Source organism: Terribacillus sp. 7520-G, from assembly GCF_002271665.1.
In the GTDB taxonomy this organism is placed as follows: Bacteria; Bacillota; Bacilli; order Bacillales; family Amphibacillaceae; genus Terribacillus.
In genome coordinates this window covers 54,747-68,589 of sequence record NZ_NQFP01000010.1, presented here as the reverse complement: position 1 = coordinate 68,589, position 13,843 = coordinate 54,747, and the positions used below count along the sequence as shown (strand labels likewise).

16 protein-coding genes and 1 riboswitch are annotated in these 13,843 nt (G+C 46.3%); of the genes, 13 read left to right on the top strand and 3 right to left on the bottom strand.

Going from position 1 to position 13,843, the window contains the following annotated elements:
• Window positions 1-4 precede the first annotated feature (4 nt).
• From CHH53_RS04515 to CHH53_RS04495, 5 genes are all read left to right on the top strand, one after another.
• Window positions 5-1,183 carry a hypothetical protein gene (locus tag CHH53_RS04515; RefSeq protein WP_095214932.1) on the top strand — a complete coding sequence of 393 codons (1,179 nt, stop codon included), beginning with the start codon at window positions 5-7 and terminating at the stop codon, window positions 1,181-1,183.
• A gap of 11 nt (window positions 1,184-1,194) precedes the next feature.
• Window positions 1,195-2,448: a metal-dependent hydrolase family protein gene (locus CHH53_RS04510; protein ID WP_095214931.1), complete on the top strand. Its 1,254-nt coding sequence runs from the start codon at window positions 1,195-1,197 to the stop codon at window positions 2,446-2,448.
• Between the two features lie 140 nt (window positions 2,449-2,588).
• Complete coding sequence (locus CHH53_RS04505; protein WP_095214930.1) at window positions 2,589-4,244, top strand: SLC13 family permease; 1,656 nt, start codon at window positions 2,589-2,591, stop codon at window positions 4,242-4,244.
• A gap of 52 nt (window positions 4,245-4,296) precedes the next feature.
• Window positions 4,297-4,833 (top strand): Rossmann-fold NAD(P)-binding domain-containing protein, encoded by a 537-nt coding sequence (locus CHH53_RS04500; RefSeq protein WP_095214929.1) that lies wholly within the window; start codon window positions 4,297-4,299, stop codon window positions 4,831-4,833.
• Window positions 4,834-4,966: 133 nt separating this feature from the next.
• Window positions 4,967-5,278: a carboxymuconolactone decarboxylase family protein gene (locus CHH53_RS04495; protein WP_095214928.1), complete on the top strand. Its 312-nt coding sequence runs from the start codon at window positions 4,967-4,969 to the stop codon at window positions 5,276-5,278.
• 32 nt (window positions 5,279-5,310) lie between these two features.
• Here the strand turns inward: CHH53_RS04495 and corA are convergent, their stop codons facing one another.
• Window positions 5,311-6,267, bottom strand: coding sequence for a magnesium/cobalt transporter CorA (corA, locus tag CHH53_RS04490; protein WP_095214927.1), 957 nt, complete (start codon window positions 6,265-6,267; stop codon window positions 5,311-5,313).
• 286 nt (window positions 6,268-6,553) lie between these two features.
• Here corA and CHH53_RS17285 point away from each other — a divergent pair, with 286 nt between their 5' ends.
• Window positions 6,554-6,904: an IDEAL domain-containing protein gene (locus CHH53_RS17285; protein WP_158221481.1), complete on the top strand. Its 351-nt coding sequence runs from the start codon at window positions 6,554-6,556 to the stop codon at window positions 6,902-6,904.
• A gap of 212 nt (window positions 6,905-7,116) precedes the next feature.
• Window positions 7,117-7,845 (top strand): chitin disaccharide deacetylase, encoded by a 729-nt coding sequence (gene chbG, locus CHH53_RS04480; RefSeq protein WP_095214925.1) that lies wholly within the window; start codon window positions 7,117-7,119, stop codon window positions 7,843-7,845.
• 12 nt (window positions 7,846-7,857) lie between these two features.
• On the opposite strand, the gene CHH53_RS04475 is transcribed toward chbG, so the two are convergent.
• Entirely contained in the window at window positions 7,858-8,094 is a 237-nt protein-coding gene (locus CHH53_RS04475; protein ID WP_095214924.1) for a DUF2164 family protein, read from the bottom strand.
• An 84-nt stretch (window positions 8,095-8,178) separates the two neighbouring features.
• Between CHH53_RS04475 and CHH53_RS04470 the strand changes: the two genes are divergently transcribed.
• The 3 genes from CHH53_RS04470 (at window position 8,179) to CHH53_RS17875 (ending at window position 9,379) form a co-directional block, all read left to right on the top strand.
• A complete protein-coding gene (locus CHH53_RS04470) occupies window positions 8,179-8,397 on the top strand; it encodes a YdbC family protein (RefSeq protein WP_095214923.1) in 219 nt (72 codons plus the stop codon).
• 1 nt (window position 8,398) lies between these two features.
• Window positions 8,399-9,031 (top strand): uracil-DNA glycosylase, encoded by a 633-nt coding sequence (locus tag CHH53_RS04465; protein ID WP_095214922.1) that lies wholly within the window; start codon window positions 8,399-8,401, stop codon window positions 9,029-9,031.
• Between the two features lie 135 nt (window positions 9,032-9,166).
• Window positions 9,167-9,379 (top strand): hypothetical protein, encoded by a 213-nt coding sequence (locus CHH53_RS17875; RefSeq protein WP_340082360.1) that lies wholly within the window; start codon window positions 9,167-9,169, stop codon window positions 9,377-9,379.
• 94 nt (window positions 9,380-9,473) lie between these two features.
• Here the strand turns inward: CHH53_RS17875 and mreBH are convergent, their stop codons facing one another.
• Window positions 9,474-10,481 carry a rod-share determining protein MreBH gene (mreBH, locus tag CHH53_RS04455; RefSeq protein WP_095214921.1) on the bottom strand — a complete coding sequence of 336 codons (1,008 nt, stop codon included), beginning with the start codon at window positions 10,479-10,481 and terminating at the stop codon, window positions 9,474-9,476.
• Window positions 10,482-10,982: 501 nt separating this feature from the next.
• On the opposite strand from mreBH, the gene CHH53_RS04450 reads away from it, so the two are divergent.
• The 3 genes from CHH53_RS04450 (at window position 10,983) to CHH53_RS04440 (ending at window position 13,828) form a co-directional block, all read left to right on the top strand.
• Window positions 10,983-11,828 (top strand): CAP domain-containing protein, encoded by an 846-nt coding sequence (locus tag CHH53_RS04450; RefSeq protein ID WP_095214920.1) that lies wholly within the window; start codon window positions 10,983-10,985, stop codon window positions 11,826-11,828.
• A 71-nt stretch (window positions 11,829-11,899) separates the two neighbouring features.
• Window positions 11,900-12,271, top strand: a complete 372-nt coding sequence (locus CHH53_RS04445; protein ID WP_095214919.1) for a DnaJ family domain-containing protein — start codon at window positions 11,900-11,902, stop codon at window positions 12,269-12,271.
• Window positions 12,272-12,283: 12 nt separating this feature from the next.
• Window positions 12,284-12,384: riboswitch (SAM riboswitch) on the top strand.
• Window positions 12,385-12,463: 79 nt separating this feature from the next.
• A complete protein-coding gene (locus CHH53_RS04440; RefSeq protein WP_095214918.1) occupies window positions 12,464-13,828 on the top strand; it encodes an LLM class flavin-dependent oxidoreductase in 1,365 nt (454 codons plus the stop codon).
• Window positions 13,829-13,843 lie beyond the last annotated feature (15 nt).

Below are 13,843 nucleotides of genomic sequence, written 5' to 3'. Positions count from 1 at the left end.
TCTCATGAGTGCTGTAATGGCGACGCTGATCATCTTGGCGATCATCGCCCTGGGAGAAGTTTTTTCGATTATTTCCCGGGCAAAGATTCCAACTTTGCTTGTGGTCGTGGTGGTATTCTTTACCCTGTTGCAAATCGGTGTACTGCCGAAAGATATACTGGCAGCTTCCACTTTTACTGTGATCGGGGCTGTTCTGCAGCCGGCCATCCTCGTGCATATGGGAACGCTGATTCCTTTGAAGGTCATGAAACAGCAGTATAAATCCGTCATCATCACACTGATCGGAATCACAATCTCCTGTATCATGATGCTGGCTGCAGTACCGATCTTTTTTGATTATGAAACTACAGTCGCTGGGGCAGGACCGCTCACGGGCGGTATCATTGCCTATCTTGTTACAGCAGAAGGGTTACAGGCACAGGGTCTGACAGCTTTGGTTGCGATTCCTGCCATCATCCTCTCTTTGCAGCAGTTGATCGGAATGCCATTAAGCTCTTGGATGCTGCGCCGCTATGGGATGAAGCTTCTCAAAGACATGGACGAAAACAAGGTCTTTGTGGCTGCGACGGTAGAAGATGCAAACAGGGATGAGGAGGAACCAGCCAAACGAAAAAGCTTATTTCCAGAAAAACTGATGGATAGTCACTTCTTCGTTTTATTCCTGTTGTTCATCGGTTCTGCTTTGGCTGTCTGGCTGGGTGAGCTTACTGGGATAAGCTACAGTCTATTCGGCTTGGCAATCGGAATCCTTGGATCTGCCATCGGTTTTTTCCCGGAAAAAGCTTTGGAGCGTTCCAACGGTTTCAGTATCGCAATGATCGGATTGATCTTTGTCGTGATGGAATCACTCGTCGATGTGACCGTAGCGGATATCCTGGCAGTATTGCCAGCAGTTTCGGTGATTCTGATCATCGGTACCATTGGTTTGCTGCTAGGTGGGTTCCTTGGTTCGAAGCTGTTCAAGTGGGACTATAACAAAGGGATACCAGTCGTGCTGACAGCGATGTATGGATTCCCCGGGGACTATTTGATAACTCAGGAAGTTGGCAGAAGTGTCGGCAGGAATAAGGAAGAAGAGGCAATGATTATGAATCAGCTGCTTCCGCCGATGCTTATGGGCGGATTTGCTTCGGTATCCATTGGATCGGTGGTCATAGCCAGCATTCTTATACAAACACTTTAAGGGGGATGAAAATGGACAAGCTTATACGCAACGGTGTCGTCATCGATGGAACAGGAGAAATGATAAAGGATGCCGTCATTGCTATCAAAGATGATCGTATCGCCGCACTCGGGTCAGCTTCTGATTTTATCGGGATCGATGCCAAGGAAGTCATAGACGCCCAAGGCAGTTATATCTTGCCGGGTTTGATCGATACGCATGTGCATATGATGATGGAGATAAAGGATATGCGTGAAACGCTGGTCACCCCTTTTTCCATGAGGTTCTATGAAGCTTTGACGTATATGAAAAGAACACTTGAGGCCGGCATTACAACCGTAAGGGATGCCGGCTACGCAGACTTGGGGGTCAAACAGGCCATCGAAAAAGGTCTTATCAGTGGACCGCGTATGCAAATCAGCGTCAATCCGCTCACGATTACGGGAGGACATGGAGATAATTGGATGGTGTCCGATATGGATCTGACCAATAAAGCTTATCCTGGCTTTCCATCAGGTATTTGTGATGGACCGGAGCAGGTTCGGCAAAAGGTTCGGGAAATGCTGCGGGCAGGTGCCGATATCATTAAAGTGCATGCGACAGGCGGTGTCATGAGTCCGACCGACCATCCGGAATTCACGCAATTCTCCATGGAGGAGCTGCGTATCATCGTAGAAGAAGCTGCCTACCGAAAAGGACGGAAAGTGATGGCACATGCACAGGGAGCTGAAGGAGTGAAACAAGCAGTACGGGCTGGTATCCACTCCATCGAGCATGGCATTTTCCTCGATGATGAAGCAATCGAGCTGATGCTCGAGCATGGGACATACCTCGTCCCGACATTGCTTGCTCCTGTCAGTGTCGTCGAAGCAAGTGAAGCAAATGAAAGCATGCCTGCTTATGCGGTCGATAAAGCAAAAGAAGTCATGGAAATCCATCAGCGGAGTGTGGCGAAAGCATATGAAGCAGGTGTCAAAATTGCAATGGGTACTGATGCAGGAGTGATGGCTCATGGTACGAATCTTCGTGAACTGGAGCTGATGTGCGATATCGGCATGAGTCCGATGGAGTCCATTTTGGCATCCACCAAGGTCGCTGCGGAATGCTTGGGCTGGGAAGAGAGGATCGGTACGATAGCCGAAGGGAAATTGGCAGACTTGATTATCGTGAAGGATAATCCGTTGGAAAACATTGCTTCGCTTGCGAATGCGGATAATATTCATACAGTCATCCAAGGCGGGGAGTTGAAGAAGTACCTTTCCGTCGAGACTCGAATTCCAAGCTGACAACATGACAGCGGGCAAATGCCTGCTGTTTTTTTGTACAAACATTTGACAGGACGACCTGTGGTCGAATAGGCTTATCATGTAATTATCTTTATCTGCTTACAGCGTTTTGTAAGCGCTTAACCAAAGGAGGCGACGGGATGAAATCCAGTATCTCATCGGTATGGAATGGTTTATGGCATGCGCATGACAAGACAAAACGATTACTGTCATTTGCCGTACCAACTTCAAAAAATACGGAGCGAAATCAAATCTCTGAACAATCTGGCCCTGCGAACAAAGCACCTCGAACGTATAAGCGTCCTCAGTTGATAGGATTGTTTTTAGGTCCTCTCTTGTTTCTCACTGTCATTTTGTTTTATTACCCCGAAGGTTTAAGCTATGAAGGGCGCATGGTATTGGCTACTACATTGTGGGTCGCGACATGGTGGATCACGGAAGCAATTCCGATACCAGCGACTTCCTTGCTGCCGCTCATCCTTTTGCCCGTTACCCAAGGACTGGATGGGGATACCGCTGCCTCAAGCTATGGGGATCCAATCGTGTTCCTCTTCCTTGGAGGCTTCCTGATTGCAATGGCAATGGAGAAATGGAATCTGCATAAACGTATCGCACTGAATATCATCAGTGTTGTCGGTACGAGTACATCTCGTATTGTGCTTGGTTTTATGATTGCGACCGGTTTCCTTTCGATGTGGGTCTCCAACACGGCAGCTGTCATGATGATGCTTCCTATTGGCAGCGCAATCATTTATCAAGCCGCTCAAGCAGCCAAAGCAAGCAAACAGGAAATCGGAGAGGATAATCGGAAATTCGAAAAATCACTTGTCTTCGCAATCGGTTATGCGGGGACGATCGGCGGTTTGGGGACACTGATCGGAACACCTCCGAACATCATCCTGGCGGCAATGGCAAGCAGTTTGTTCGGAGTGGAAATCTCCTTTGGCGGCTGGATGCTGATTGCGGTACCGATTGTAGTCGTTCTTTTGTTTTCGTCATGGATTTACCTCACCAAGGTTGTCTTCCGCGTGAAAATGAAGGAGCTGCCAGGAGGAAAGGATCTGATCCTCAAACAAAAAAGGGATCTTGGTAAGATGTCCTTCGAGGAAAAAGCAGTGCTTGCTGTATTCACTTTTGCCGCTTTTATGTGGGTAAGCCGCACATTCCTTTGGGAAGCGGATGCCGTGCTGGAGATCATCGCCATACCTGGTATCAGCGATACATTCATTGCGGTGTTGGCAGGGGTGTTATTATTCTTGATTCCTAGTATAAATAAAAAAGGACAAAGAATCCTCGATTGGGACGTTTCGAAAGAGTTGCCATGGGGGGTGCTGCTGTTATTCGGCGGAGGTCTTGCGATTGCAGCAGGCTTCACTAGTTCCGGACTTTCTCAATGGATCGGCGATCAGCTCACAGTCTTGGAAGGCTTGAATATTTTCCTGATCATCATCATTTCGACGACATTGGTATTGTTCTTGACAGAAATTACATCCAATACAGCAACCGCCACGATGATTCTGCCGGTGATGGCATCATTGGCTTTGGCTTTGGATGTTCATCCTTATGCGATCATGGTGCCTGCAGCGATGGCAGCCAACTGTGCTTTCATGCTGCCAGTGGGAACACCGCCGAACGCTATCATATTCGCATCTGGAAAAATAACGATTGCCGAAATGGTGAAGACAGGTTTTATTCTGAATATCTTCACCCTCATCCTTCTCATATTGGGTGTCTTTGCATTGGTTGGACCATTATGGGGACTCGACCTGAATGTGTATCCTGAGTCTTGGAAATGAATGGGTTCAGAGTTTGCCAAGGGCAGGCTTTTGGCTCTCGAAAGGAGATAATATGACGCATTATTTGGTTATCGGGGGAACGGGCATGCTGCAGGCAGCTGTCCTCGACTGGAACGAGGAGGGCCATGAGGTGACTGTGGTTGCCCGAACGAGTGAGAGCCTCCTGCGATTATCCAGGCAAGCTGCCCATCCAGAGCATCTGCATACGATACAAGCGGATTATCTTCAGCCGGCAAGTTTCCAAAACGAGCTGAAAAAAATACCGAGTCCTGATATCATTATCGGCTGGATTCATAATAGCGGCAATGAAGCGACACAAGCCATGTGCGATCTTTATGGAGAACATCAGAAGCATATATCATTTTTCCATATAAAAGGAAGCGGAGCGCATGATTCCAAGCATAACTATATTCCTGCAGTTGCCGAGAATATCGATTATCATGAAGTCATCCTTGGTTTTCGGATAAGAGGAGAAAATTCCAGATGGCTAACCAATCAGGAAATAGCAGCTGGTGTCAGGGAAGCAGTCAAACAGCGGCAGCCCCGCTATATCGTCGGAACTGTCCAGCCATGGAGTGCCAGGCCGTGATTTTGATGCTGCACTTCCCAAATTGATTTTTTTCTTCCAAACGGTTCATAAGTGATGGATTCAACCGATAATAAAAATGCAGAACTAGGAAAATAGATCTAGTTTTGCGGAAGGATTATGCGGAGGGTCGTCGATGAAGGAAGCGAAAGATCAAGGTTGGGCGTTGGTGGCCAAGCTGATGAAGGAAGAAGAGAACCTTGCTGCAGACAGTGGGGAGAAGGGATATACCGGACTGAACGGTAGGTTAAGGGCATTGCTCACCATCGCCGTTTTCGTTACGAATGGAGATGAGCGTGCACTTCGGCAGCAATTCGAAGTGGCTCTCCTATCCGGCATCTCGGTCCAAGAGATAATGGAGACAATCCAACATTGTGCATTATTGAATGGGTTCCCTCCTTCGCTGAAAGCTATGTCGCTGTTAAAAGAAGTAGTGGACGACCAATAAGGAATGCGTGCAGATTTTCTGCACGCATTTTCTTATTTGAATATATTGAACCAGCCTTTTCGTTTAAAGCGCCATAGCATCCCCAATGCAATGGCAGCCATCAATAGAATCACTGCGAGATACCCATATTTCCAGTCAAGCTCTGGCATATGCGTGAAATTCATCCCATATACGCCGGCGATGAAAGTGAGCGGAATGAAAATGGTCGAGACGATAGTCAAGGTCATCATGATGGCATTCATTCGATTGGAGTTGATGGACTCGTAACTATCCCGCATATCCGATGTCAGCTCCCGATTGGAGTCGACAATTTCCGTAAGCTTCAGCAGATGATCATAAATATCATTGAAATAAGCTTTTTGCTCCTGTACGAAATCGAATTTCTGCAAGCTGAGCAACCGATAAATCAAATCCCGCATAGGTGCAATCGTCCGGCGTGCCCTGAGCAAATCGCTGCGAATATCAAAGACTTCATTAATGAGAGTCTGCGGTGATTTATGACTTTCCTCATCTTCGATTTCGTTCAATCGATCCTCCATCTTATAAAGAGGTGGGAAGTAATCATCCACAAGCTTATCAATCAATCGATAGACAATATTGGAAGGGGAATGAGCAGATGGATCTTCTTTGGAAACCTGTTCCCAGACATGATCTGCCGCCATCGATTCTTCCAGATGGAAAGTGACGACATAGCGATCGGACAAGAAAATGTCCAACTCATCCGAGACAAAGGTTTCATGATTCAGTTCATGGAGGACGAGGAAGTGATACCCATCATATTCATCAAGCTTCGGCCGCTGAAGGAAATGAAAGCAGTCCTCGATTGCCAATGGATGAAATTGAAATACCTCGCCAAGTTTATCCGATTCAGACTTTGTCGGTACGCTGAAATCAACCCAGTACCATTCTATATCCGGATCATTCAATTCACGATACGGCAGATCTTTTCGTATTTTCTTGTCACGTGTCATCGCTATGCTGCGTATCATGGTACAACCTCCTGCAATATATAGCCACATTATAACGTATTCGCAGACAGAGAGAAAATGGCAGCTGCAGGAATTTGGATTAAAGAAAAGGGCCACGGGGTATAAAATGAATAGACAGCCAATATTTGTAACTGCTGTGAAAGTGCTGAAGAAGTATTTGTCTGAATATTTTAAAACTTTATATGCAAAAGTATTGCGCTTTTGGATTGAATCTTTTATAGTATTCAACAACCTACAACAATCACCATTGCTTAGCCAGCCGGTTAAGCTGAAGGAGGACAACGATATGTCTGATTATCAAAGCTTTGTAACTGTTGGTGACTGGGTAACAGGACATTCGATAAATGATGAATTATTCACCGGCTTCGTGGAAGCGGTGAATGCAAAACTGAATACGGTGAAAGTATACGTTACAGAAAGTGATCATAAAAATACGATCGGCAAAACGATCGAAACTTTCCAGAGCAAAATCAAGTATTTCCCGCCAAGTGCAGAGCCGAGCAGGGCACATATTTTGAACCTGATCGATTTATCCCTTATTTCCGGTGACAAGGACTGGTTCTTGCAGCTGACAGAAGAATTGAAGGAACTGGACGAATCGGAATCAGCGTCCAATACAGCCTATATCCCAAATTGACAAGACCGAGCGAAACGCTCGGTCTTTTATTTTTAAATGACGAGATTGTCATGATTGGAAAGGGATGGTGGGAGGGTTTGGAGAAATGTCAGATATGCTGTGAGTAACATTGTTTTTTGCGACGACGGCTAAAGAATGGCGGGAGGGAAATGGTTCTTATGTGGAGAAGTAATGCTATATCTTGATATTGCTCATACATAGGAGGGAAGAAGATGAAAAAACTGATTATAAATGCGGATGACTTCGGTTATTCAAGAGCTGTAAACTATGGAATCTTGGATTGCTTTAAAAAGGGTGTGTTGACATCGGCTACGCTGATGGTCAATATGCCAGGAGCTGAACATGCAGCTGAAATAGCTCTTGAACAAAAGGAGTTGGGTGTCGGTATCCATTTAGTACTGACATGCGGAAAGCCGCTAATATCAACGCATAAGACCATTGTCGATAGTGATGGATCATTCCGGAATCAAGCATTCTACCAGGGCTCCTATACAATAGATCCAGAGGAAGTGGCAGCTGAGTGGGAAGTGCAGATTAAGCGGTTCCTGTCATTCGGGTTAAATCCTACACATCTGGATAGTCATCACCATATCAATACTTTTAAAGATATTGATCAAGTGTTCTTATGGCTTGCAAAAAAATATAACCTGCCAGTACGGCATAATATGGATCTCCCGAATGGACAAATTTCTACGGAGAAGTTCGAACTTTCTTTGGAGAAAGCTTTGGCTAATGAAGACTCCCTGCTGTCTATCTTCAATGATGCCAATACGCTGGAAGTAATGAGTCACCCTGGATATCTGGATAAAGCTATCTATACAGGTTCCTCCTATAGCTATCCGCGTCTTGATGAAGTGGAGCTGCTGACATCCGCCAGAACTGTTGAGTGGATTAAGCAAAGTAAGGAAGTAGAACTGGCAACATTTTCGGATTTGAGCTAGCCTGAGGAGCACTCAACGCTCCCTCACCTGTAAGCCGAATAAATCCTCCATCTTCTCATTCATAAACTGATAGGATGCTTCGATTCCGGCATTATAAAAAACGGGACCCAGTTCCCTGACGATGAATTCGAGCAGCAGACCTGCGGCCAGGTCGCCTAGCTGCTCGTCTTTTTCTTGCTCAAAATAATGTTGCAAGGAACGGATCATTTCGCTGCGCTGGCTTTCATTCAATTCAATCGGCTGTTGCATCTGTTTTCCCTCCATTGCATATTTCGTTTCATTATAACAAATAATTCTGCTAGACTTTAGAAAAGGGAAAAGGTGGGAGTATGTATGGCTGAATTATCTTATGAAATAGTCAAGGAAATAGGGGTATTATCTGTATCTCCGAAGGGATGGCGGAAGGAGCTGAATCTGATTAGCTGGAATGGCCGTGAGCCGAAGTATGATATCAGGGACTGGGCCCCGGATCACGAAAAGATGGGGAAAGGAATCACTTTGTCAGCTGAAGAAGTCAGTGAATTGCGCGATCTGCTGCAGAGGCTTGATTGACATGCTGCCGGAAGAATTGGTTCGGCTAGCCAAAGAAAGGATGGCTCCCTATCCTTGTGAGGGTTTCTTGCCTGGAAGAGGGCCGAAGCACCCTGTCCTTTTCTTTGTTGGGGAAGCTCCGGGTGAGACAGAAATACATAATTTGGTCCCATTCAGCGGGCGAGCTGGCAAGGAGCTTGATTTATTTTTGGAACGGGCAGGGGTCAACAGGTCAGAAGTATTCATCTCCAGCTCAGTCAGAAGCAGACCTTATCAATATAAGACAAAGCAGATCCGCGGAAAGACGGTCACCAAGAAATATAATCGGACACCGACTAAGGCCGAGATACTTGCGCATGCGCCCGTGCTCGATTATGAAATTGCTCATGCAGAGCCGGATATCCTTGTGACATTAGGGAAAATAGGCTGGGAAAGGGTAACCGGTTCGAAAGAGAAAATAACGGAAGCTGCCGGAAAGCTAGTAGAACAACCCATTCAGCAATTAAAAAGCTTGGGGGAGGATTCCTTCATTTTTTCGGAGAAAATATATCGTATATTCCCGACATATCATCCTGCATCTGTGTTTTATAATCCAGGATTGCGGCCGGTGATCGAGGAGCATGCATATAAGATTCGCGAGCTTTTGCATAGATAAGGAGAGGGAGCATGGAGAACATCCGTGGCAAAGTCTTGGATTTGAGCTGAATAGTCAAGACCCTGACAAAGCAGCAAGTTTCTACGCCAATGTTTTCGCTGGAAGATCGGGACGCCGAATTGGGGCTATCATGAGGTGAAGACGGATGGAGGAATCGATGGCGGCATCCGTAAGGGACCGCATGATTTTCCGCATGGAACCAGAATTCAGATTGAATTGGAGGATTTGGATAAAGCTATCCAAGCGGCCAAAGCAGAAGGGCAATTGTCGTTCTGGTTCTTTCTATCTTGCTTATTTGGACGACCCGGCCGGAATCGGCATTGGATTGGTACAGTCTGGCTCCAATGATCAGAAACAGCAGCTTAAGCGATAAAATTCTCCATTTTCAAGCTGTCCTTCCATAAAAAAAAACAGGCGTATCAGCTGACTGATACGCCTGTTTTTATTTTGCTGCTTTTTGCAGTTTTGTAATCATTTGCAAGGCACGGCCTGTACCGATTGCAACGGATTCCAATGGGTTCGGAGCCAGGTGCACGGGTACGGAAATTTCAGAAGCAAGCCACTGCTGCATGCCTTTGAGCAATGCTCCTCCTCCAGTCAAGATGACACCATGGTCAACGATATCCCCGCTTAGTTCCGGCGGGCAATCTTCCAATGTCATGCGGATTGTCTCCAGGATCTGTTCCAATGATTCCTTCAGTGCCACCTGTACTTCCTTAGAGGAAATCCCGACAGTTTTAGGCAGTCCAGTTACCATATCGCGGCCGCGGACATCCATCATCAGCTCGTCGTGCTCGATCAAAGCATGACCGATCTCCATCTTGATTTGTTCTGCAGTTCTTTCCCCGATCAAGATGTTGTAGTGCTTGCGGATATATTGGACAATTTCTTCATCCATGGAATCCCCGCCGATACGCACGGAACGGCAGGATACCACGCCGCCGAAAGAGATGATGCCAACTTCGCTTGTACCGCCGCCGATATCGACGATCACATTGGCCACTGGCTCATCAACAGGAAGGTCCGCTCCAATAGCTGCGGCAATCGGTTCTTCAATCAAATGAACATTTTTGGCACCATAGGATTTGACTGCGTTATGTATGGCGCGTCTTTCAACGGAAGTACTGCCGGACGGTGTGCAGACAACAATGGTAGGCTTGCGAAGGGAAGCGCCCATCACCTTGCTTACTTTTTTCAGAATTTCTTTCAATAATTGAGCTGTTACGTCATAGTCAGCGATTACGCCATCTTTCAATGGACGGATCGGTACGATATTCTGGGGAGTCTTACCGACCATTTCCTTTGCCTCGGCTCCAACCGCCACAACATTTTTTGTTTCCAAATCGATCGCTACGACGGAAGGTTCATTCAATACGATTCCTTTTTGTTTTGTATACACAAGTATATTTGCAGTGCCAAGGTCTATTCCGATTTCAGGATTAGCAAACATTATATTTCCTCCAATGATGACATATTTCTACTATATTCATTCTCCCCCGATATTTACTTTATGGGGGTGGATGCGTCAAAGAGCCGAAAAGCTCCTAATTTCGACATAGTTCATTCTATCACCTGGTATAGAGGTGTTAAAGAGATACCTTTATCCTAATTTGGCAGATTAAACTAATAAGTTTAGGAAGATAGTATTATATGAAGAGACAAACGCAAAGTCAATTTACAGATAGATTACAAATAATGAGGGATTGTTACAAAAACTAGGAAGGAAAAAAGGTGTCAATCCTGATTTTCATCCAATATATAGCAGGGTGGCTGTTTATTGCTAGTTTCAAAGCAAGATGAGCGGGTGCGATTTCGCATAGGAACCGACTTTTAGCATGAGACTTCGGGAAGGAGAGCCAATTGGAAAATCCAGGCTGCAATATTACATAAAAACGCATGCTATGATGTTGCTGCATCAAGAAAACACATACATCCCGAAAGGAGCAACATCATGTTCAAGAAAGTATTAGTAACAACACTATCCACAGCTATCCTGGCAGGAGGCGCTTTGGCAGGCACAGCAAACGCTGCACCGGCACAGCCAACTAAAGAAGAAGTTCAAGTGCACGTAGCACATGTAGTGAAAAGCGGATCTTTCTCTTCTATCGAAGATTTGAATAAATGGGTGAATGATTATCTATCAGCTTATAACATTCACATCGATGTTGATAGCTTGCTAGCGAAATACAATGTTCAACAGCCAGCACAACAAGAAACAGCACAGACTCCTGTACAAGCTCAACCTAAGCAGGAGGAAGCAAAAGCACCTGCTTCTAATAAAGAAGAGCAAAAAGCTGCTCCGCAAAAAGAAGAAAAAGCTGAAGAGCAAGCAACTGAACAAAAAGCACAAGCTCCAGCACAAAAACAAGAAACTGCTTCTGACAGCAAGCAGACAGAAGACAAGCAAGCTGCAGAAGGGCTGAGCGCATTTGAACAGCAAGTAGTGGACTTGACTAACCAAGAGCGTGAAAAAGCTGGTCTCAAGCCATTGAAAGCAGATGCTGAGCTAAGCAAAGTAGCACGCGCTAAATCCCAGGACATGGCTGACAATGGTTACTTCGACCACAACAGCCCGACTTACGGTTCTCCATTCGACATGATGAAATCTTTCGGTATCTCCTATCAGACTGCAGGTGAAAACATCGCCCAAGGTCAAAAGACTCCGGAAGAAGTTGTGGAAGCTTGGATGAACAGCCAAGGTCACCGTGAAAACATCCTTAACCCTGATTATACAAACATCGGTGTAGGGTACGTGGAAAACGGTAACTATTGGACACAGCAATTCATTGGTAAATAATTCAGATTATTGTATAATGAAAAGCAACCGATGCGGAATCGGTTGCTTTTTTGATTTTTGGGAGGGATTGTATGGATCTGATTTCGCTGCTTGCCGAAGAACGGATCAAGAAGGCGGAAGAAAGTGGAGAATTCCGCAACCTTCCCGGTGCAGGGAAACCTCTGGAACTGGAGGATTTATCCGGCGTACCAGAGGATATGCGGATGAGCTATAAGATCCTGAAGAATGCCGGCTATGTCCCGCCCGAAATGGAGCTGCAAAAAGAGATTGTGGCCTTACGTGATTTACTGCGTGTTTGTACGGATGATTCAGAGCGGGCGGCTTATCGGAAACGGATCAGCGAAAAGGAGATTCAATACGAAGCATTGCTGCAAAAGCTCAAGAAGCATTCGCCAAGCACCTTGGGTCAATACCGGGAACAAATCGAGCGCAATTTAACATAATCAAATAGTATTTTCTTATCAAGAGAGGTGGAGGGACTGGCCCTTGGAAGCCTCGGCAACAGGCAATGATGCACTGTGCCAATTCCAGCAGACGATGGTCTGACAGATAAGAGGAGCTTTTCGCCTTGGATAAGGAGCCTCTTCTGTAAAACGGAAGAGGCTTTTTTACATATTTTAAAGGAGTGAGAGATAATGACGAAACAAATCATCCTGCAAGCTTTCGATATGACTGCAGCTATGCACAATTCCCACGGCTTATGGAAGCATCCCGAGAGCAGAAGGCATCGCGAGTATAAGTCGCTTGACTACTGGATCGGGCATGCGCGCCTGCTGGAAAAAGGCAAGTTCGATGCGGTGTTCTTCGCTGATGTACTCGGCGTTTATGATGTCTATGGCGGGGATGAAAAGGCTGCTTTGCGCGACGGAGTCCAAGTGCCGCTGAATGACCCTGCCTTTGCCATCCCGGCAATGGCAGCTGTGTCGGAGAACCTTTCCTTCGCTGTCACGGTCAGTACATCCTACGAGCAGCCATTCCATAATGCGCGTAAATTCTCGACTCTCGACCACTTGACCAAGGGGCGTGTCGCTTGGAATATCGTTACATCCTACTTACCGAATGCGGCCCGGAATTTCGGGCTGGAAAAAATGGTCAAGCATGATGAACGTTACCGGATAGCAGAGGAATTCCTGGAGGTTTCTTATAAGCTGCTTGAAGACAGCTGGGAAGAGGATGCGGTTGTTTCAGATCCGGAAAGAGGCGTTCTGGTGGACCCGGATAAGGTACATCGCATCAAGCACAAGGGGAAATACTTCTCCGTTGAAGGGCCTCATGTCAGTGAGCCATCCCCGCAGCGTACGCCAGTGCTTTACCAAGCGGGAACCTCTGAAAAAGGGCGCGATTTCGCAGCCAGGCATGCTGAATGTGTGTTTGTCGGCGGACCGACACCGGAAAAAATCAACTACTATATCGAGGATATCAAAACGCGTGCAGAAGCATACGGCAGAAGCCGTGATGAAATCAAAGCATTCACTTTCCTGAATGTAGTCGTTGCTGAAACGGAAGAGGAAGCATATGCGAAATATGAAGAAATCAAGAAATATTGGAGTGCAGATGCAGCAAAGGCCCAGTATGGTGGATCGACTGGTTATGACTTGGCATCCTATGAAGATGAGGATGAACTGTTCACGTACAAGCATACGGAACAAGGGCAATCACGAGCTGCATATTTGACCAAGGACGCTGCCAGGCCATTCACGGTCAAAGAGATACAAGAGAAATTCAGCAAACCAGCTGAAATGGAGATCATCATCGGCAGCCCTGAACAGGTGGCCGACAGGATCGAGGACTTTTTTGTGAGGAGCGGAGTGGATGGCTTTAACCTGACCCATTATATTACGCCGAGGGACTTGGAGGACTTCGTCGAATTGGTTGTGCCAATCCTGCAAGAGCGGGGATTGTATAAAAAGGACTATGCAGGAGGTACATTCCGGGAGAAATTATTCGGACATCCGCATCTCCCCGGGACGCATCCGGCAAAACAAGGAAAGAGGAGCTGAACCATCAGCTCCTCT

Excerpts from the sequence above, each read along its gene's own strand:
- CHH53_RS04500 (WP_095214929.1), top strand. The coding sequence starts at position 4,297 with ATGACGCATTATTTGGTTATCGGGGGAACGGGCATGCTGCAGGCAGCT.
- chbG (WP_095214925.1), top strand. The coding sequence starts at position 7,117 with ATGAAAAAACTGATTATAAATGCGGATGACTTCGGTTATTCAAGAGCT.
- mreBH (WP_095214921.1), bottom strand. The coding sequence starts at position 10,481 with ATGTTTGCTAATCCTGAAATCGGAATAGACCTTGGCACTGCAAATATA.
- CHH53_RS04445 (WP_095214919.1), top strand. The coding sequence starts at position 11,900 with ATGGATCTGATTTCGCTGCTTGCCGAAGAACGGATCAAGAAGGCGGAA.
- CHH53_RS17285 (WP_158221481.1), top strand. The coding sequence starts at position 6,554 with ATGTCTGATTATCAAAGCTTTGTAACTGTTGGTGACTGGGTAACAGGA.
- CHH53_RS04510 (WP_095214931.1), top strand. The coding sequence starts at position 1,195 with ATGGACAAGCTTATACGCAACGGTGTCGTCATCGATGGAACAGGAGAA.
- CHH53_RS04470 (WP_095214923.1), top strand. The coding sequence starts at position 8,179 with ATGGCTGAATTATCTTATGAAATAGTCAAGGAAATAGGGGTATTATCT.
- CHH53_RS04450 (WP_095214920.1), top strand. The coding sequence starts at position 10,983 with ATGTTCAAGAAAGTATTAGTAACAACACTATCCACAGCTATCCTGGCA.
- CHH53_RS04475 (WP_095214924.1), bottom strand. The coding sequence starts at position 8,094 with ATGCAACAGCCGATTGAATTGAATGAAAGCCAGCGCAGCGAAATGATC.
- CHH53_RS04465 (WP_095214922.1), top strand. The coding sequence starts at position 8,399 with ATGCTGCCGGAAGAATTGGTTCGGCTAGCCAAAGAAAGGATGGCTCCC.
- CHH53_RS04515 (WP_095214932.1), top strand. The coding sequence starts at position 5 with ATGAGTGCTGTAATGGCGACGCTGATCATCTTGGCGATCATCGCCCTG.
- CHH53_RS04495 (WP_095214928.1), top strand. The coding sequence starts at position 4,967 with ATGAAGGAAGCGAAAGATCAAGGTTGGGCGTTGGTGGCCAAGCTGATG.
- CHH53_RS04440 (WP_095214918.1), top strand. The coding sequence starts at position 12,464 with ATGACGAAACAAATCATCCTGCAAGCTTTCGATATGACTGCAGCTATG.
- CHH53_RS04505 (WP_095214930.1), top strand. The coding sequence starts at position 2,589 with ATGAAATCCAGTATCTCATCGGTATGGAATGGTTTATGGCATGCGCAT.
- corA (WP_095214927.1), bottom strand. The coding sequence starts at position 6,267 with ATGATACGCAGCATAGCGATGACACGTGACAAGAAAATACGAAAAGAT.